The following is an 18,822-nucleotide window of genomic DNA, read 5'->3' as shown; positions in this document are numbered from 1 at the left end:
CCAGACACTGGGGACGGCGGAGATAATCAACCAAACCCGGATAACCCAGATAGTGGAGATGATGGAGATGGTCAACCAAACCCGGATAATCCAGACACTGGGGACGGCGGAGATAATCAACCAAACCCGGATAACCCAGACACTGGAGACGGGGGAGATGATCAATCTAATCCGGATAATCCAGATACTGGGGACGGCGGAGATCATCAACCAAATCCGGATAACCCAGACACTGGGGACGGCGGAGATCATCAACCAAACCCGGATAACCCAGACACTGGAGACGGCGGAGACAATCAACCAAATCCAGATAACCCAGATAACGGAGATAGCTCAGGCAGTAACCCGAATCCCGATAATCCAGGTAATGGAAATGAACCAAATGAACCAAATAAGCCAAGTGGTGGAGGTTCAGAAGATCCAAACGCATCTCATGACGAAGGTAATACAAATAATTCCAATGGTGGTAGTTCAAACACTCCAAATTATCCTGGGGCAGATAATACAAAACCAAATGGTCAAGACGGTTCAAATGTAACTTTAAATCCAGGCCATAACACTGATAATAACGATTCAAACACAACTAACAATTCGATAAATCACACTAATAATCATAGAAATGAGTCTCAATATGGAAGTTCTAGTCATCATGAGATTGCAAGCGGCGGAGCTTCAGTGAGTTATGGTGATTTAGCCAAAAGCGAAAAATCTCAATCGAATGAAAAGCAATTAATAAACAGGTTTGATCAAATGTCTGCTGGCTCATTTAAATATAATCCTTTTGTAGTTAATCAAGTTAAACAGCTGAGTTCTGGTGCTAAAACAGTAACTGATAAAGAGATTTCGTCAGTTTTAAGGCGCCAAACCTTTGCAGATAATGCATTTTTAAATGAATTACAAAAAGGCACAAATTATTTTAAATTCCAATATTTTAATGTTTTAAAATCTAGTGATTATTATAAAAATTTAGATAACCAAGTATTAGCATTGATTACAGGTGAAATTGGATCAATGCCTGATTTAAAAAGTCCTAAAAGACAACAATCATCGGGTAAATACGAATATCATTCAAGTAGTGAGGATGAATTGACACATACAACAAATGAACAATCTAAAAATGAAATTGATGTTAAATTTGAACGTACACTATTTGCATTAATCACAGCAATGATAATTATCTTTATTGGTATAGTCTTAGGATATTTCGTCAATAGAAGAAATAAAAAAGATAGCAAATAACAATCAAAACATAAAAAGGGAAGAAGCTGTGACATAAAATGATGTCGCAGCTTCTTCCCTTTAATTTTTAATGATGATTAAAATAAAAAGTTGAGAATAAATGAAGCAGATTCCTGCATTTCTTTTATTTTTTCTGGTCCTACTAATACTTGAATTATAACTACAAAACCATTCTGCATGATATGTACTAAAATAGGGACCCAAATTCGTTTAGTATAAACATATAATGCTGAGAAAATCATACCCATACCAAAGTAAATGATAAAAAAGGAAGGGTCTGAATGGGCAGCACTAAAAATAATTGAACTCACAATCCCTGCAATTAAAAATTTAATTGTTTTATTTGCTTGGATCATATTATAAATTTCACCGAAAATTACTTTTCTAAAAACAAATTCTTCTAAAATAGGGCCAACTACTGAAATTAATATAATGAATATAGGAATTTCTTGAGCTACTTTCATCAGTCTCTCTGTGTTTGGACTGGATTGAGGTGCGCCTAATAAATAGATATTAATCATATTAGCAATAATTTGATAAATCATTACTACAAAATAGCCAACAAGCGCCCATCCAATAGCGTATCTTTTCTTTTCTTTGGGTTGCTGTTCTAAAGAAGTAGGGTTAGCAATAAAATGATTAATTATAATAATTATGAAAGATGCGATAATAAATAATATAACTTGTGTATAAATTTGCGCAAAGACAAGTTCTTTGCCACTATAGTTATCAAACAGACCAGACAATTGTAAAATGATGACACCAAATTGTGCTAGGCCGTAAATAACCAATGTCAATATGGACACCCATAAACGAGACATAATGAACCTCCAAAAATTAAATGATACCTTATTTTATCGTAAAATAGTGTTTTATACAAAATTTAGCTGGATAGTTTTAACTTGAAATATTGACCAACTTTGATTATTATAGAAGTACATTAGCACTCATTCACTTTAAGTGCTAAACCATTTTATTATTTTTAAGGAGGAACAATCAATGTTAAAGCCATTAGGTAACCGAGTAATTATTCAAAAATCAGAACAAGAGCAAACAACAAAGAGCGGTATTGTATTAACTGATAGCGCGAAAGAGAAATCCAACGAAGGTACGATAATTGCAGTAGGTGCAGGGCGTATTTTAGAAGATGGTTCTCGAGTTGCTCCTGAAGTAAATGAAGGCGATAATGTAGTATTTCAACAATTCGCTGGAACAGAAGTAAAACGTGGAGACGAAACTTATTTAATCGTAAATGAAGAAGATATTTTAGCTATAATTGAAGCATAAAAATTATAAATAAATTCTGATAATTTCAAATAAATCAATCAAACATCATGGAGGTATAAGTAATATGGCGAAAGATTTAAAATTCTCTGAAGACGCACGTCAATCTATGTTAAGAGGTGTAGATAAATTAGCTAACGCCGTTAAAGTTACAATTGGACCAAAAGGGCGTAATGTAGTATTGGATAAAGAATATACATCACCGCTTATCACAAATGATGGTGTGACAATCGCTAAAGAAATTGAATTAGAAGATCCTTATGAAAATATGGGTGCAAAATTAGTTCAAGAAGTTGCTAACAAAACAAATGAAATTGCTGGTGACGGAACAACAACTGCGACGGTTTTAGCACAAGCTATGATACAAGAAGGATTGAAGAACGTTACTAGTGGTGCGAACCCAGTAGGTTTACGTCAAGGTATTGATAAAGCTGTAGAAGTAGCTATTAATGCATTACATGATATTTCTCAAAATGTTGATAACAAAAATGAAATTGCTCAAGTTGGTTCAATTTCTGCTGCTGATGAAGAAATCGGTAAATACATTTCTGAAGCTATGGAAAAAGTTGGTAACGACGGTGTTATTACCATTGAAGAATCTAGTGGTTTTAACACAGAATTAGAAGTTGTAGAAGGTATGCAATTTGATCGAGGTTATCAATCACCGTATATGGTAACAGATTCAGATAAAATGGTTGCAGAACTTGAGAAACCTTATATTTTAATAACTGATAAAAAGATTTCATCATTCCAAGACATTTTACCGCTGTTAGAACAGGTGGTTCAATCAAACCGTCCAATCTTAATCGTAGCTGACGATGTGGAAGGTGACGCATTAACAAATATAGTATTAAACCGTATGCGTGGTACATTTACTGCTGTTGCTGTTAAAGCACCTGGTTTCGGTGATCGTCGTAAAGCAATGTTAGAAGATTTAGCGATTTTAACAGGTGCACAAGTAATTACAGATGATTTAGGATTAGATATTAAAGACGCTACAATTGATATGTTAGGTACATCTAATAAAGCAGAAATTACAAAAGATAATACAACTGTTGTTGATGGCGATGGAGATCAAAATAATATCGATGCACGTGTAAGCCAAATTAAAGCTCAAATTGAAGAAACAGATTCTGAGTTCGATAAAGAAAAACTACAAGAACGCTTAGCTAAATTAGCAGGTGGTGTAGCTGTAATTAAAGTTGGTGCAGCAAGCGAAACAGAATTGAAAGAACGTAAATTACGTATTGAAGATGCGTTAAACTCTACAAGAGCTGCCGTTGAAGAAGGTATCGTAGCTGGTGGAGGAACTGCCTTCATGAATATTTATGATAAAGTTTCTAAAATTGAAGCTGAAGGCGATATAGCAACTGGTATTAATATTGTATTGAAGGCTTTAGAAGCGCCGGTACGCCAAATTGCTGAAAATGCTGGTTTAGAAGGTTCAATTATAGTTGAAAGACTTAAAAATGCAGACGTAGGCGTTGGTTTCAATGCGGCTACGAATGAATGGGTAAACATGTTAGAAGCTGGTATTGTGGACCCTACTAAAGTAACACGTTCATCATTACAACATGCTGCAAGTGTTGCTGCAATGTTCCTTACTACAGAAGCAGTTGTTGCTAATATTCCAGAAGAAAGTAGTAACGACGCTCAAGCAGGTATGGGCGGCATGCCAGGGATGATGTAAAATTTAATATAGATATTTAATTAATTTTCAATAGATTTCTCTTGATAACATTAATAAATTATATGTAGTAAAAGCTTTAGAGGCTGGGACAAATTTTTAATTGTCTCAGCCTTAATCTTTGTATTGGTAGTCACTCATTATATTGATAAATAAAGTTCGCTGTGTTTCTAACATACATGCTGAGTAAACTAGTGTAATCCATTTTAGTGAAAAGTCATTTATGATGTATCTTTTAATTGTTAAACATAACTAATAAATAATTTTGTTAGCCAGAATAAAAGAGTGAACCAAATTAATAATATGAGAATTGCCATAAACCAATTCTTCGATTTGTTCCATTCATAATCCAAAGCTTTTTTACGCATTTCCGTCAGTATTTCATTAGGAATGAGCTTCAAACATAAATAAATGCCTATTGGTACTATGATTAAATCATCTAAATAGCCAATGACTGGTATGAAATCAGGTATAAGATCGATTGGGCTAAGCGCATAAGCAACGACTAATAAAGCAAAACATTTTGTATATAATGGTGTACGAGGCGCTTTGTAAGATAAATATAGGACTAGAAGTTCTTTTTTTAAGGTTGTAATCCAATTTTTAAAAAACTCAATTTGTTTATTTTTCACTTGTCTCCTCCATAATCAATGAATTTTGAAATGTGGGCATCATTTTTTAGAATATTTGGGAAAGATTAAAAGTTAATACGTACTAATAAAATAGCTCATCATTCGCGTCTTTGATCAAAAAAATAAACGACAAGCACACATGTTATAAACTCTATGTTTTTCATTTTAAGTACATTTATTTGTAGAAATATTGAATGGTGATTTAGAAAGCATTTAACAAAGTATAATATAGCATTAATTTTAAAATATTGCGCTTTTGTACAAATTATTAAATACTTAATTTTTCATACACAGAACTTTTATATTTACTAAATGAAGTGTTAGGGTTTTTATTTTTTAATTACATCAATTTCGAGAAAATAATTTTTGGTTTTCTAAAGCATTTTATTATGTGAATATTTAATTATAGTTTAGGGTAAAGTATGTAAGTATAATTAGAAGCGGTTCTTATACATGATTTTAAGTGTACTTAAATTCTTGAAAGACGAAAGGAAGTTTAATTATGACAAAACCAACAGTTTATGAAGTTATCGATTTAGGTATTAATTATTTAATATCAGGATACGATAATTGGAGTAACGAAGAGGTGTTAGACGATAAGATTGCTGCCTTTCCAAATACAATTCATTGGCAATATGGACATGTACTTACGATATTTGAAAGTGCATTATCATTATGTGAACAAAATGAAGTAGATATTGCTAAATATACAAGTTTATTTGGATATGGTTCTTCACCAGAAAAGTGGGGAGATGAAGAGATTCCTACCGTTGATGAAATATTTGAACATTTAAAAACATTACCAGACCGTGCGAGAAGCTTAACTGATGAACAGTTAGAACAAGAATTGACAGAGACTATTGCTGGTTGCAGTACATTAAATGAATTATTAGTACTCAATGCAATTCATATTCCACTACATGCTGGTAAAATTGAAGAAATGTCACGTATACTCAAGCAACATCAATAGATATAATTAATTTAATCGGCTCGGCACATAAATAGGTGTGTTGGGCTGTTTTAATGTAAAGTTATTCTTGTTTGTATTGGCTTAGCACCACGAGAATACTTTAAATAAAAGTTGGTACTGTGGCACTCCCACGGGGATGAATACTAGCTAGCAAGTAATGTTAACTTATATTTGCAACGACTAGAACTTTACGGTTTTAGCAAAAGAGGGCAACGAAAGCTTATTAATAAACTTTCGTTGCCCTCTTTGACTTTATATCAAATCAATAAATTATTTTTGTAATTCTGATATTGCTTTTGCAATTGTATCAAATACATGTGGGATATCGTCTTTTTCGACACAACTGAATGCGATACGTATATCAGTATCATTTAGCGCGATAATACCAATTGAATAGGTTTCGATTAAGTATAAACGCAATTGTTCAGGATCTACACCATGAACTTTTAATGCCATGAAATACCCAGAATTAAAGTCATACACTTGCCAATAAGGAGCATATTGCTCGTCATAAACTACTGATTTAGTGATTTCATATCTCGCTTGTAGTGTATCAATGTTATGTTGTATTTCATTTTCGAAAGTCTCAGGGTGTTCTAAAACATATTTAACAGCACTTTGAGAAGGCATTGGACCGCTTGAGATGTTACTTCTAATTAATCCTTTTACTTTTTCTTCAAGAACGTGTTTAGTCGTTTCATTTGAGACGCCAAAGCTAATGAATCCAACTCGCAGCCCCCAAGCAAAGAATTCTTTTGTAGCACCATCTAAACGTATTGGCAATACATTATCCAAATGTAAATTTGTTAAAGCAGTAAATAGTGATTGTGTATATACGTCTTCATAAAATAAACCATAATAAGCATCATCTACCAAGGCAATAACATTTGTGCCACGTTCTGCTAATGATTTGATGGCAGCAACGATTGTATTAACCTCTTCTTTAGTAGGTGTGTAGCCTGTTGGATTATTAGGATAGTTTAAAATTAAAACTACTTTATCTTTTTGGTAGTTTTCCAAAGTATCAACAAAGTTATCAGTTGTAAAATGGCCATCTTCATCAAAGATATCATATGTTTCAATATCAGCGTTATGTCTAGCACTATATACAAGTTTATAATTACCCCAATTATGAGTCGGTAATAGTAATGTATCGCCACTATCAACAAACATGTCGGCTACTAATGATAAACCATGAGTTAAAGCATTAGTAAGAATGGGTCTAGTCATGTCATTCGCATCTAAATCTGGGTTTTCTTTTAACATTTTTTGTTGCCATAAATCACGGAGTGATTCAATACCTTGAGGAGGCGCGTATGGAAAGATTTCATCAGGAGTAAGCTCTGTAAAAACATCATTTAATGTATCAGCATACATCTTACTGTCTTTATAAGTAGCCATACCGATTGTTGCATTATACTTTGTAGATTTTGCCTCAGCAGACTGAGATAAAATACCTTTCGGGTAATACATTAATTTTCCAAGGTCTGATAGCATATCAGCTATTTCTGGGTTTGTTTTAGATAGTTTTTCATTTAAATCTAAAGCTAAAGGATTCATATGTTGGTCAACCTCTCTTTACTATTTCAGGATACTATTATATTATCGCGAAATAGCTTGAAATTAAAGCATAGCGCAAAGATTTGACGGAAAAATAAAAAAACTACAGTTTTACACGAACATACGTTCTATTTTATGTTAGAATATGGTTAGGCCATCGAAATCCTACATGGTACTTTTTTCTGTGGGAGGTGTAGTATGATCACGTGGTGGCAAGAAATCATAACAACTTTGTTAACAGGTAGCTTACTTGTTGTATTCCGTGTTTGGTTAGAAAATAAATGGAAAGACAAATAGGTGGCCTTACACACAAAAAACCCCAAGTCTGCGTCATCAGACTTGGGGTTGTGTAATATAATCCGTGGATACATTAATAATTTTATCATCATATTTTAAAGACTGCAAACAATATATTCTATTGCTTAAAATATGATAGGGGTAAAATAAAAATCAATAAAATTAAATGAATCAATAGTGATTTAGAAATATTTAACATAATTTGGTATAATGAAAATTGTTTTGAGGTGAAATGGATGAAACATTTAACAAAGATATTTGTCATTATTGCTATTGCCCTGTTTGTGGTGGGGTATTACTTGCAAGCTACAGGACATGAAAGTTCTGGCATAAAATTATTAATTGCAGCCATAATGTTTATGGTTTGTGCGTTTATTGATCGTAATAATAATAGACGAAAAAAGAAAAATGACCAAAAGAAGTAATAGTTATTTTAAAGGCTATATTTATGAAAAAGGCAAAATTTGTTTTCTTTCAGATATAGTCTTTTAATTTTGTATATGGATCTCAAAAATAATATTTAGTGTTCAAGAATTACAAAATTAAAAAGTATGCAATTAATTTCTAATTTTCTCTTTACAAGCGTGTATATATTGTATATATTGTGTATATACAGTTGCAAGGGAGGACGTCCGTGAAAATACTTTTGAAAAATAGTAGTGAAAGCCCTATTTATGAACAAATTAAGCAACAAATTAAAGAAAATATTTTAAAAGGGTACGTAGTGCCAGGTGAACATTTGCCTTCTATGCGTGAGTTAGCACAAGATTTAAGCGTAAGCGTGATTACCACTAAGCGTGCATACGAAGACTTAGAAAAAGATGGCTTTGTCTTTACAATTAGAGGTAAAGGTACGTTTGTAAAAGAACAAGATAGTTCCATTTTGAAAGAAAAACAATTCATCGTGATTGAATCATTAGCTAAATCAATGAGTAAAGAAGCTAAGACAATCGGTATGTCATTGCCTGAGCTACAAGAAATTCTGGAGATGATCTTTGAGGAGGACGAGGAATGAACGCTATAGAATTAAATGCTGTTAATTATCAGCATAAAGAATTCAAGTTGAACGATATTTCTTTTGAAGTTCCTCAAGGGTTTGTTACAGGATTTATTGGCGCAAACGGCGTTGGCAAAACGACACTCATTAGATTAATTATGGATTTAATTGAACCAGAACAAGGAGAAATCTTAGTTTTTAATAAACAGATGAAAGACAATGCTGAGGAAATCAAAAATAGAATCGGTTTTATTTATTCAGAACTGTATTTAAATGATAAGTGGACAGTTAACAAAATTGAAAAATATATCGCTCCTTTTTACAAAAGGTGGGACAATGCGCGTTTTAATTACTTTCTTGAAAAATTTAATTTAGTTCGGAATAAAAAGCTTAAAACTTTTTCAACAGGTATGAAAATGAAATTATCTATTGCGATTGCTTTTAGTCATCATGCAGAATTATTTATTTTAGACGAACCTACTTCTGGTTTAGACCCGATTGTTCGAAATGAAGTTTTAGATATCATTCAACAAGAACTCATCGATGAAAATAAAACTGTATTTATTTCCACACACATTATTTCTGATTTAGAGAAAATTGCTGATTACTTAGTATATTTAAAAGACGGTGAAATTGTCTTTAATGATTTTTTAGATGACATTATGAATAAGTATCAAATTGTAAAAGGTGATTCAAATCAGATAGACGACGAGTTAGTGTCTTTAGCATATTATATAGAATATAATAAAACCGGCTATACAGCGCTTACAACACATGCAAATGTATTTAAAGAAATATTTGGTAATGAGGTAGCAATAACTAAACCGAAAATTGAAGAACTAATGGTTTTCCTCGAAAAAGGGCTACACAAAATTGAATTTGAAAATGATGGCATTTCATAGTGAGGAGGGCCATTAGATGAAAAATTTACTTATTAGAAATATAAAATTACGTAAATGGACTATAATTATTTATTCGATGTTATTGTTGTTTTCGCCATTACAACTAGTAATTGGAAATGATACTTTACTTACTAAATCAATTTATTCAGCTGTTGCGATGATATTATTGTTCATATCTATCGTTGATTCTGGGCATGCGTTTAGGTTCAATAGTAAATTAGGACACAAAATGTCATACGATTTTTTTGCGAGTTTACCAGTTTCAAAAAAAGCGCTACTTAATGCAAACTATGTAACCGTACTTATGTTTACATTAGTAGGAGCAGCTATATTATCACTATACAATATACCGGATTCTAACGTTTCTGCGGACCAATTAAATTTGAATGTTATGGTGCCTTACTCTTACATAACAATTAACTTTTTTGCTATACCTATAGCATTTAAAAGGTATACTGAACAAAAATCGGAATATATTTCTTATTTGATATATCTACTAACGATGTTTATTATTATACCGATTTTTGTCATACTGGTTGCTGTTGGTCTTATCGCAGTATTTAATTTTAATTTAAGACAATTGGATTATTTAGAACCGATGTTTAACTATGGATTTTTAGTAATGAGTATTTTGTTTTTTATTACTAATTATTTCATTCAATATAAAAAAATAAATTAATCTCAAAGGGAGGCGCATTTATGGAATTAAAGAATATTACTAAAACGTATGGTAGTAATAATGTTTTAGACCATATTGATTTTGATTTTGGTCAGAGCCAAATTGTGGGCTTGATAGGTAAAAATGGTGTCGGTAAAACAACACTTATGAAAGTAATGAATGGAAATATTATCAATTATAAAGGTGATGTAAAAACAGGTAACAAAGAAAATATCGGTTACCTCATCGAACATCCCAAATTGTATGATAATAAGTCAGGATTATATAATTTAAAACTTTTTGCAAATGTTTTAGGTAAAGGGTTCGACAAAAAATATGCGGATCAAATTATCGATGCATTCGGTATGAGACCTTACGTTAAGAAAAAAGTTAAAAAATATTCTATGGGTATGAAGCAAAAGTTAGCAATCGCTGTTTCATTAATGAATAAACCAAAGTATTTAATTCTTGATGAACCTACTAATGGTATGGACCCAGATGGTTCTATTGATGTTTTAAAGACAATCCAATCACTTGTAAAAGAATTAGAAATGAAAATTTTAATTTCTAGTCATAAGTTAGAGGATATTGAATTAATTTGCGATAGAGCAGTCTTCTTACGTGATGGTAAATTTGTTCAAGATGTAGACATGAAAGAAGGAACACCTTCTGACTCTACGGTACTTATATTTGAAGATAGTGATTTCGATACTGCTGCAACGTTCTTAAACGAAGCGTTTGACGTAATTCAAACACAACAAGCGAGTGGAGAAATTATTATAAAAGCTCAAAATAGTTATAAAAATGTGCTTAAAGGTTTAGCGAACAAAGACATTTATCCTAAGTTTATTGAAACACGTAAAAGTTCGTTGCGTGATACTTACTTCAATATTAATCAGAAAGGTGGTCAATAATGAATAGTTTACAACTCGTAAAATATGATATGTTCAGCATTTTTAAAAGTCCGTTAACATATTTAGCGTTGCTTCTAACATTGTTACCAATGGTTGGCTTCATCATTTTATTTTTACAACAGGCAGATGAAATGAATGGCAATACATTACTTACAATAGGTAGTTGGTTCTTTTCAATTATGGGCTTGCTATTTGTAATCAAAACAATCACACGTGATATTTCACAAGGTACAATTCAACTTTACATGAATAAAACTTCTAACCGTATTGGTTATATTATTGCAAAAGTGATTTCGATTATTTTAATTGCAGTATTGATAACAGCTGTATTAGTTGGATTTGTACTTATTGTTCAAGGTCTCGTTGATGGGGACAATATTAAAACTAAAAAGATTTTTGAACTATTATGGTTCTTTTTAATGTTCCATTTATTCTTTGGATTACTTTTATATTTATTTTCACTGATTGTACCTAAGACGGCACTTATATTTACGCTTGGTGTATTCTTAGTGTTAATTGTTCCATTTGCGGAACCGTTCTTACCTATGATTCCTAAAATTGGAGACAATATACAAGATTCATTAAAATATATTCCATTTAGCTATTTAACTTCAAAAACAACTTCAGGTGATTATACATTTACGAACTGGCAATGGTTTATAACTTCAGCGTCAATCGTTATCTTGTTTGTTGTTAATATTTTCTATTCATCTAAGAAAGATATTTAACAGTAGATAACTAATAAATGAGTTAAAAGAAAGACGTATGAATGTGCAGTTAAACAGCAACATTCATACGTCTTTTTATTTTATGATTAACTTATCTAATATGGAATCATAAACGTATTTCCATAATTGAGAATCAGTTTTATAACGATTCATCATAATTGTATGTGCTTCAGCAGACTTGTCTTCAAAAGTTGGATCATCTTTTGCTGGAACGTTTGAACGTGCTTCATCTACAAAATGTTGCACTTGTCTTGCACGTGGTCCCCAAACAGTTTGTTGTTCATAAGCATCATTTAAGAAAACGAAAATAGGTATTGAACGAGCGGTTCCATTTGTTAAATACTGATCTATTAAATCTGTATTTTCATCGCGGTGGAATACTCGAACTTCTAAATTTAAAGTTTCACTAATATGTTTTAAAATTGGGACATTCATCATGGCATCCCCACACCAATCTTCAGTGATGACTAATACTTTTGAATAGTTTAATGATTTAATTTTTTCAATCCGATTATCCTCTTCTGGTAAAGAGAAAGAATTGTAAATCGTTAACAAATTCTCTTTGTTTTCAGTCATAGCTTCGATATATTGATCAAGCGGTTGACTGTTTTTGAAATAAGTTTCTAAACTTGTCATAATATTTCCCCCTTTAGCGTATTAGTTATTATTATATCAATTTTTAATATGAAAGAAAATTTTAAATACTTAGAAAAATAAATTTGATTTTAAGTTAACCTATTAAACAAAAAGATCAAATTTGTCTTTTATTAAATATATGGAGTGTGACAACAATATTGAATTTACATAGGTCGTTTAAATTATTAATCGTTAGTCTTTTTATGGCAATGGGGATAGGGACACTTTTAATTGTGAATTACATTATAATACGCAATCTACGAATTTATCGCAGCTAACTATTGATAATATGAAATTAGACACACAAATAGATGCTCAAAAATATACAACATATAATCATGTCGTAATGAAAAATCATCGTATTTATACAAAAGGTCATGAACCTTATTTAACATTTAAAGTCAATAAAAAAGACGGTTGCTTGAAAGGCATCACGCTCGTTAAAGATACTAAGATTGAGACTAATTTTAATGCAAGTATAGATGGAGATATACAAAGCGTAATTAATCAATTAGGTGATCACTATAAGAATAAGCAGTTACATAAATCATATAAAGTTATTACTTATCATGACAAAGTTAATCAAATAAAGTTATCTATTGTGTACAAACATGATAAAATAAAGAAAATTGAATTCTACAAGAAATAAAGGATTTAAAATCTAATGAATGATAACCTTATGCAATACGAAATTCTTAGATATTACATAAAATATTTTGATTCGAATCTAGAATTAGAATGGCGGTAGATAATTTGGATAAAATCACTTTCTTGAATGAACTTGAACAAGAATTAAATAGCATACCAAGTGCGGAACGAGATAATGTCATGTATGAGTATGAGCAATACTTCTTTGATCAAGAAAGAGAGGGGAAAAATGAATATCAAATTATAGGTGCATTAGAGTCACCTAAAAAAATTGGGAAAGAGATTAAAGCAAAGAATGCAATTGTTTCTGCAGAGTATAGGCCAAATGCGAAATCAATTCTTAGAGCGATTATGGCCTCGCTAGGCATGGGAATTTTGTCTTTAATCATTATCTTGATACCAATGATATTCATTGGTAGTTTTATGTTCATATTACTTTTAGTTGCATTATTTTTAGCAATTAGCCCGATTTTATTAATTATTCATGGCTCATTATATAATATGTTCAGCTTAGCAATTAGTAATTATCTTTTTGCGTTTTCGTTTACTGGTTTAGGTATTGTATTATTTGTGATCATTGCGAAATTAGCTCAATTCGTTTATCGTTTGATACTAAAATACTTACGTTGGAATATCAAGACGATTAAAGGAAGTGCAAATGAATGAGGAAATTATTTTTTAGTGGTTTAGCATTATTTATTGTGTGCTTTACTTTAGGCTGTATTACTTGGTTTGGTTTTGAAAAGCAAAACAATAAGCTTAATGTTATTGATAAAACCTATGATGATGCGAAAGTAAAGCATTTAGATATTGATAGCCGTTCTAGTAATGTAACGATTGTAAAAGGAAATAAGTTTGCAATTCACTATAAAGGCCAACAGAAAGTAGATATAGATAAAGATAAGCAATCATTAAAGTTGAAAGAAACTAGTAACCGAGTCGATAATTATGGCTTAAATTATAATCCATTTAGACAAATTAAGGCTGAAATGAAAATTACTATACCAAATGAAAAATTAAAGGAATTGAACGTTTCGAGCAAAGCACGCAATATTAAACTTCAAAATATCGAAGCTGATAAAGTCAATTTGAATATGAACGATAGATCTGGTAGCCGTGTTTATGTGCAAAATTCAGAAGTTGAAAAATTGTTGTATAGTGGTTTGAACGCACCTATACATATTAATGATAGTAAAATTGTTAATGCTAATATTAAAAACAAAGAAGCGAGCATATATGCTGAGAATACATTGATTAAAAACTCTGTGTTGCTTGCTCAAAGTGGGCATATCCAATTAGATCGTATGGACATTGATTCTGCATTTAAAGCTTCTAGTCAAAATGGTGATATTATTATGTCTTATAATAAAAAACCAGATAATACGTTATTAAAATTAAATCCTGATGATGGCGTAGAAAAAGTCAATAATAAGAGCTTTGATAACGATAGAGTTGGAGATGGGGATAATATTTTAGAATTCTATACTGTGCACGGTGATATTCATATTAATTAATAGACTATACATTATAATAGCTATGGAGAAATCTATATTGATAGATGACTTCATAGCTATTTTGCTAACTTATTATCATGCTTGACATAAATTTAATAACTGGCAAAGGTCAAATCAGTGTCTATATGTCCATAAAGGGAATGAATATCTAGTGACTGTCCATTTAGCCATTGTTTAAAATCAATGACTGTAGGTTTATTATCTTCGCCTAAGGTCATGTACGCTTTAAGCGACTGTGGTTCATACATAGTTGTATGAATTGTACCAGACCAACTTTTAAATAATTTACTATATATTTCAAATTCTGGATTATTAAATAGTTCAAATGCATGCATTTTATCTAGACCATTCGGTGTTTGCTTTAAAAGCCTATCTAAACGTTCTTTAGATTCTTTTGTATAATTTCTATTCTCATGAGTTAGTAACTTGAAATGGTTCGTACATGTACGATCATATCTTACTTCAAGTGATCTAGGAGAAACTTCGATTATGGCATGATTTAAATGCTTATCCATGACAATATAGCTAAATGAACTTCTGTGTGGAATTTCTTTCAATAATTGAATTGCCTCTGGCACGTCTTTACAATATTGTAAAATGAGCCTACCAATCATATAGCATACGAAGCCGTCGCCTGGATGTTTTCTATGCATAAAGTTATACCCCATAGATAACCCAGCCTCATTCATACCATCCATTCTACCAGTCACACGAGATGTTGGACCAATTTGTGCTAGACCTCCATCATTTGGTTGAAAAAGCTGATAACGACCATCGTAAGTTGCAGGGTGATAGTCGTAATTTCTTACCATGTAGTCTCCTCCTAAATAGACCGTACAGCCACTATTTTTTAGTGGTGTAAAACGATAGTGTGCAAAGTTTAGTATCATTTGATTGGTTGGTAGATTAAGGACTTCTTGCATACCTCTAATCTCTTCCCAAATTTGAGGTGCGTATGTTTGAAAGATATCATATGTTTCTTTTATGTGGATATCAAAGCGAGGCATACGTTTTTTCCATTCTTTTTCTCTATTTTTTAATAATGGTGTTTGTTGCATCCATTGAGCTGTTTGTACACCTAAATCGAAATGCGATCCGCGGTGAGTTAATATATCTGTTTTTACTTTTTGCATAATATAAAACTCCTGTTTTTGTTGTGTAATCTTACAAATTTGTAACTTTATTGTAACCCCATGTTAATTGTATTATACGATGCTTGTCGTTATTATAAGTATAACAACGACGACTGGTTATTTATTTTCAAATTAAAATGAGGTGATTGCAATGGCAAATTATTATGATGCTGTTAGAGATGCAATGAGTACTTGGTGGGGCAAGTAATTGACTAAGTGGCTGGGACAAATTAATTGTCTCAGCCTTAATTATTATATAGAGTTAGTGGAACATTTGCATGAGTGCCAGCTCAGATCAACTATTTATCCATATTAACTCTAGTGATTTTTGCCAGGGTGGGACCGCGAAATATTTTTAAATAAATTAGATTTCTTTTCCACTCTTTTTCCATATGACTAATAAATGTAATATTTCTAAGAGTTCTGTTATTATTAAAGTATTAAAGGTAGTAATTAATATACAGTCTTTAATTATAACTTAAAGCATTACTACAATAATATCATATTATTACTATAATAATATTTAAATTAAAGTAGTGAAAAGCGGGTATATATTTATTGATGCTTTTAAGTATGCTATCATTAATAACGGATATGTTAATAATTTATTGAGGTGAAACAGAATGTGGAATTTTATTAAAGGTTTATTTAAATTTGTATTCGGTACAATCCTAACTGTATCATTAGCAGCAGGAATTGGTGCAGTTGTGTTCGCTTATATTTTCAAAAAAGACTTTGAAGATATTGAAAGCAAAACAAAAGAGATTGTTTCAGATATCGAATCTAATAATTAAGTTATTAATAGGTCACTTTAGCGTGTTCTATTCAGACTGTCGACAAAGTCTCTGACTTTGTGGGCAGTTTTTTTGTGCACGTTTGCCGCGAGCGCTGCCTTAGTTTATAGTCTTCGACTAGAGCTATGCTCGCAAGAGTCGGCTCAAATTACTGACGGTATTAAACAAAAAAGATGGTAATATATAAATTAAACAATGCAACAATGCGACGTTTATTATATTGAATCAACTAATTGATAAAAGACCACTGCTATTTGAAAAATAACTATACAAATATAAATAACCAACCTTAGGCGAACTATCACCTAAGATTTGTCTACGTTTTCAAGCAATTTCAAGATAGCATCAAGAACTATAAAGACAAAAGAAAAAATATTTTCTTTAGGATTAAAAGTAAAAATTTGAATTTAGAATTTAAATACCTTTTTTTGAAACTTATAGTTAAAGAGGATTGGTCTTTATCTAATGTATTTAATACTGGAGCAGTGAAACTTAACAAGATTGCTGAGTTCTTTAATGAAGTTTATCCAAATTTAAATTCGTTACTAGATTGTGATATTAATATATTAGAAAAGTACTGGTTCAGTTGGTTGACTAAAAATAATATACCAATAAAAAGAAGATAATCAACAATAGTTTTTGGTGATTATGAATATAAAAGTGGACTAGCTTCTTTTTTAAAGAATATGTATATTAATCTAATTAAATTTATTGATAAGCGAGAAGAATGGGAAAAAGATAAATGGGATATTAGAAATTTAGAAAAATATGGATTGAGTTATAATAAAACACTAACTGGTAATTCTTTGAACTTTGAAAAAATTGATTCAATAAAAATGAGAGAAGCAACAAAAAAATATTTAAAAAGTCGTTTGATAACTGGCGATATTGCATTTGGAACGTCTAGATTTTACATTAGGATATTAACTAGATTTTTTCAAAGTATAACTAAAAGTGAAAAAACATGGAACAATTTAAAAGAATTAGACAGACATCATATAGAAGAGTATATAGAATTTTTATTTGAATATGCTAATAGTAAAAATGTGCAAAGTTCTAGGAACTTCGTTAGAGAAGAATTAAAAGCTATTAGAAGATTTTTAAATGATATTGTTACTCAAAATTATGATATAGCCCCGTCTGAAGATATACGTTTTTTAATTTATCCTCAAGACTTCCCTAAACGTGAAAATAAAGATAGTAGCAAAATTGATTATATTCCAGATTCTGTGTTGGAACAGCTTTTTAATCATATAAATGATTTGCACAAAGATTTAATACCTGTAGTTTGGATAGCTTTTAAAACAGGATTAAGAATTTCTGATGTATTAACATTAGAAAATAATTGCCTTGCAAAAGTTAATGGAAAGTTTTCAATAATCACTGATATTGCTAAAACTTTTGTTAAAGGACATAGAATACCAATCGATAATGAATTAGCTGATATAGTAGCAGTTTTAATAGCCAATTCTAAACTTAAAAGTACAAAAGATAATAACCCTAATAATTATATTTTTGCTATTTATAAAGGAAAAAGAAAAGGAATGCCTTTTACACAACATATGGTCAGAGCGCACTTAAATCATTTAGCAGAAACTAAAAATATTGTTGATGAACAAGGAGAAGTCTTCCATTTCAAAACTCATCAGTTTAGACATACCTATGCAGTGAAATTACTAAATGGTGGAGCAGATATATTAACGATACAAGAATTATTAGCACATTCCTCACCAGAAATGACTCTCAGATATGCTAAGTTACTTGATGATACAAAAAGAAAGGCTTTTGAATCATTTATTGATCAAGGTGCTTTTAGTTTTGATGTTGACGGTAAAATTAAAAATATACAGCATAGTAGTGAACTATCAGAAAAAGCTTTGAATTCTTTATGGCAAGAACATAAATTAAATGCAATGGACAATCCTTATGGTACTTGTCATGCCAGATTGAGTGGTGATTGTCCATACATGGAAGCTCCACCGTGCTTAACTTGTAATTCTGGGAAACCATGTAAGGATCTAGCTACTGGGTTTTCTGATTTAGATGTTGAAAAATATGAATTACATATCAAATCAACGGTCAAATCTATAGAATTAGCTAAAAATAATAATAGGCAAGATATGGTTGAAAAACATACTAATATATTAAATAAATACGAAGAAATATTAGGTAATATAAAGGGTGGAAACATTATATTTGGGAGAAGTAATAGAATAAAAGTATAGAGGT

The 18,822-nt window shown here is 31.0% G+C and carries 20 protein-coding genes and 1 pseudogene; 16 read left to right on the top strand and 5 right to left on the bottom strand.

The genetic code is table 11. The features are described 5' to 3' along the window. On the top strand, positions 1-1,239 hold a 1,239-nt coding region (locus D9V42_RS15585), incomplete at its 5' end, for an SdrH family protein (RefSeq protein ID WP_279634288.1). A gap of 77 nt (positions 1,240-1,316) precedes the next feature. Here D9V42_RS15585 and mroQ read toward each other — a convergent pair. After that, a complete protein-coding gene (gene mroQ, locus D9V42_RS12445) occupies positions 1,317-2,060 on the bottom strand; it encodes an intramembrane glutamic endopeptidase MroQ (protein WP_107556018.1) in 744 nt (247 codons plus the stop codon). 178 nt (positions 2,061-2,238) lie between these two features. Here mroQ and groES point away from each other — a divergent pair, with 178 nt between their 5' ends. Beyond that, entirely contained in the window at positions 2,239-2,526 is a 288-nt protein-coding gene (gene groES / locus D9V42_RS12440) for a co-chaperone GroES (protein WP_107531971.1), read from the top strand. Positions 2,527-2,590: 64 nt separating this feature from the next. After that, positions 2,591-4,213: a chaperonin GroEL gene (gene groL, locus D9V42_RS12435; protein ID WP_029378933.1), complete on the top strand. Its 1,623-nt coding sequence runs from the start codon at positions 2,591-2,593 to the stop codon at positions 4,211-4,213. 239 nt (positions 4,214-4,452) lie between these two features. On the opposite strand, the gene D9V42_RS12430 is transcribed toward groL, so the two are convergent. After that, entirely contained in the window at positions 4,453-4,842 is a 390-nt protein-coding gene (locus D9V42_RS12430) for a YkvA family protein (protein ID WP_122065205.1), read from the bottom strand. A 502-nt stretch (positions 4,843-5,344) separates the two neighbouring features. Here D9V42_RS12430 and D9V42_RS12425 point away from each other — a divergent pair. Beyond that, on the top strand, positions 5,345-5,812 hold the full coding sequence (locus tag D9V42_RS12425) for a DinB family protein (RefSeq protein ID WP_107556020.1): 468 nt from the start codon (positions 5,345-5,347) through the stop codon (positions 5,810-5,812). A 270-nt stretch (positions 5,813-6,082) separates the two neighbouring features. Here D9V42_RS12425 and D9V42_RS12420 read toward each other — a convergent pair whose 3' ends face one another. Beyond that, a complete protein-coding gene (locus D9V42_RS12420; protein WP_107556021.1) occupies positions 6,083-7,372 on the bottom strand; it encodes an aminotransferase class I/II-fold pyridoxal phosphate-dependent enzyme in 1,290 nt (429 codons plus the stop codon). A gap of 201 nt (positions 7,373-7,573) precedes the next feature. Here D9V42_RS12420 and D9V42_RS15475 point away from each other — a divergent pair, with 201 nt between their 5' ends. The 7 genes from D9V42_RS15475 (at position 7,574) to pmtD (ending at position 11,868) form a co-directional block, all read left to right on the top strand. Then, the gene (locus D9V42_RS15475; protein WP_230454283.1) at positions 7,574-7,669 is read left to right on the top strand and encodes a Trp-rich small protein; all 96 of its coding nucleotides are present in this window, start codon (positions 7,574-7,576) and stop codon (positions 7,667-7,669) included. Between the two features lie 236 nt (positions 7,670-7,905). Then, positions 7,906-8,094, top strand: coding sequence for an SE1626 family protein (locus D9V42_RS12415; RefSeq protein WP_107531855.1), 189 nt, complete (start codon positions 7,906-7,908; stop codon positions 8,092-8,094). A gap of 209 nt (positions 8,095-8,303) precedes the next feature. Continuing rightward, on the top strand, positions 8,304-8,684 hold the full coding sequence (pmtR, locus tag D9V42_RS12410) for a PSM export ABC transporter transcriptional regulator PmtR (RefSeq protein ID WP_017723446.1): 381 nt from the start codon (positions 8,304-8,306) through the stop codon (positions 8,682-8,684). Then, entirely contained in the window at positions 8,681-9,568 is an 888-nt protein-coding gene (gene pmtA, locus D9V42_RS12405) for a phenol-soluble modulin export ABC transporter ATP-binding protein PmtA (protein ID WP_122065203.1), read from the top strand. The genes pmtR and pmtA overlap by 4 nt, the downstream gene beginning before the upstream one ends. A 16-nt stretch (positions 9,569-9,584) precedes the next feature. Further along, on the top strand, positions 9,585-10,247 hold the full coding sequence (gene pmtB / locus D9V42_RS12400) for a phenol-soluble modulin export ABC transporter permease subunit PmtB (protein ID WP_107531857.1): 663 nt from the start codon (positions 9,585-9,587) through the stop codon (positions 10,245-10,247). A 20-nt stretch (positions 10,248-10,267) separates the two neighbouring features. Continuing rightward, positions 10,268-11,140: a phenol-soluble modulin export ABC transporter ATP-binding protein PmtC gene (gene pmtC, locus D9V42_RS12395; protein ID WP_107556024.1), complete on the top strand. Its 873-nt coding sequence runs from the start codon at positions 10,268-10,270 to the stop codon at positions 11,138-11,140. Beyond that, positions 11,140-11,868, top strand: a complete 729-nt coding sequence (gene pmtD, locus D9V42_RS12390; RefSeq protein ID WP_122065201.1) for a phenol-soluble modulin export ABC transporter permease subunit PmtD — start codon at positions 11,140-11,142, stop codon at positions 11,866-11,868. The genes pmtC and pmtD overlap by 1 nt, the downstream gene beginning before the upstream one ends. Positions 11,869-11,943: 75 nt before the next feature. Here pmtD and D9V42_RS12385 read toward each other — a convergent pair whose 3' ends face one another. Beyond that, the gene (locus D9V42_RS12385) at positions 11,944-12,504 is read right to left on the bottom strand and encodes a thioredoxin family protein (protein ID WP_107531860.1); all 561 of its coding nucleotides are present in this window, start codon (positions 12,502-12,504) and stop codon (positions 11,944-11,946) included. Positions 12,505-12,793: 289 nt separating this feature from the next. Here D9V42_RS12385 and D9V42_RS12380 point away from each other — a divergent pair, with 289 nt between their 5' ends. The 3 genes from D9V42_RS12380 to D9V42_RS12370 all read left to right on the top strand — a co-directional run bounded on the left by D9V42_RS12380 (position 12,794) and on the right by D9V42_RS12370 (position 14,666). Further along, positions 12,794-13,153: a hypothetical protein gene (locus D9V42_RS12380; RefSeq protein ID WP_233665368.1), complete on the top strand. Its 360-nt coding sequence runs from the start codon at positions 12,794-12,796 to the stop codon at positions 13,151-13,153. Positions 13,154-13,257: 104 nt separating this feature from the next. Next, positions 13,258-13,818: an HAAS signaling domain-containing protein gene (locus D9V42_RS12375; RefSeq protein WP_107556341.1), complete on the top strand. Its 561-nt coding sequence runs from the start codon at positions 13,258-13,260 to the stop codon at positions 13,816-13,818. Continuing rightward, positions 13,815-14,666 (top strand): DUF4097 family beta strand repeat-containing protein, encoded by an 852-nt coding sequence (locus tag D9V42_RS12370; RefSeq protein WP_122065199.1) that lies wholly within the window; start codon positions 13,815-13,817, stop codon positions 14,664-14,666. Before D9V42_RS12375 ends, D9V42_RS12370 begins: the two co-directional genes overlap by 4 nt. 92 nt (positions 14,667-14,758) lie before the next feature. Here the strand turns inward: D9V42_RS12370 and D9V42_RS12365 are convergent, their stop codons facing one another. Beyond that, positions 14,759-15,799: a C45 family autoproteolytic acyltransferase/hydrolase gene (locus D9V42_RS12365; RefSeq protein ID WP_122065197.1), complete on the bottom strand. Its 1,041-nt coding sequence runs from the start codon at positions 15,797-15,799 to the stop codon at positions 14,759-14,761. A 623-nt stretch (positions 15,800-16,422) separates the two neighbouring features. Between D9V42_RS12365 and D9V42_RS12360 the strand changes: the two genes are divergently transcribed. Beyond that, a complete protein-coding gene (locus D9V42_RS12360; protein ID WP_017723456.1) occupies positions 16,423-16,593 on the top strand; it encodes a hypothetical protein in 171 nt (56 codons plus the stop codon). A 344-nt stretch (positions 16,594-16,937) separates the two neighbouring features. Continuing rightward, positions 16,938-18,818, top strand: a pseudogene (locus tag D9V42_RS12355) (tyrosine-type recombinase/integrase). The last annotated feature ends 4 nt before the right edge of the window (positions 18,819-18,822 follow it).

It is taken from the genome of Staphylococcus pseudoxylosus (genome assembly GCF_003697915.1).
Taxonomy (GTDB): Bacteria; Bacillota; Bacilli; order Staphylococcales; family Staphylococcaceae; genus Staphylococcus; species Staphylococcus pseudoxylosus.
This window is presented reverse-complemented; position numbering and strand designations above follow the sequence as displayed.

Coding starts and splice junctions, on each gene's coding strand:
- D9V42_RS12360 (WP_017723456.1), top strand. CDS start 16,423: ATGTGGAATTTTATTAAAGGTTTATTTAAATTTGTATTCGGTACAATC.
- pmtC (WP_107556024.1), top strand. CDS start 10,268: ATGGAATTAAAGAATATTACTAAAACGTATGGTAGTAATAATGTTTTA.
- D9V42_RS12365 (WP_122065197.1), bottom strand. CDS start 15,799: ATGCAAAAAGTAAAAACAGATATATTAACTCACCGCGGATCGCATTTC.
- D9V42_RS12420 (WP_107556021.1), bottom strand. CDS start 7,372: ATGAATCCTTTAGCTTTAGATTTAAATGAAAAACTATCTAAAACAAAC.
- D9V42_RS12380 (WP_233665368.1), top strand. CDS start 12,794: ATGAAATTAGACACACAAATAGATGCTCAAAAATATACAACATATAAT.
- D9V42_RS12425 (WP_107556020.1), top strand. CDS start 5,345: ATGACAAAACCAACAGTTTATGAAGTTATCGATTTAGGTATTAATTAT.
- mroQ (WP_107556018.1), bottom strand. CDS start 2,060: ATGTCTCGTTTATGGGTGTCCATATTGACATTGGTTATTTACGGCCTA.
- D9V42_RS12385 (WP_107531860.1), bottom strand. CDS start 12,504: ATGACAAGTTTAGAAACTTATTTCAAAAACAGTCAACCGCTTGATCAA.
- pmtA (WP_122065203.1), top strand. CDS start 8,681: ATGAACGCTATAGAATTAAATGCTGTTAATTATCAGCATAAAGAATTC.
- pmtB (WP_107531857.1), top strand. CDS start 9,585: ATGAAAAATTTACTTATTAGAAATATAAAATTACGTAAATGGACTATA.
- D9V42_RS12415 (WP_107531855.1), top strand. CDS start 7,906: ATGAAACATTTAACAAAGATATTTGTCATTATTGCTATTGCCCTGTTT.
- groL (WP_029378933.1), top strand. CDS start 2,591: ATGGCGAAAGATTTAAAATTCTCTGAAGACGCACGTCAATCTATGTTA.
- groES (WP_107531971.1), top strand. CDS start 2,239: ATGTTAAAGCCATTAGGTAACCGAGTAATTATTCAAAAATCAGAACAA.
- pmtD (WP_122065201.1), top strand. CDS start 11,140: ATGAATAGTTTACAACTCGTAAAATATGATATGTTCAGCATTTTTAAA.
- D9V42_RS12370 (WP_122065199.1), top strand. CDS start 13,815: ATGAGGAAATTATTTTTTAGTGGTTTAGCATTATTTATTGTGTGCTTT.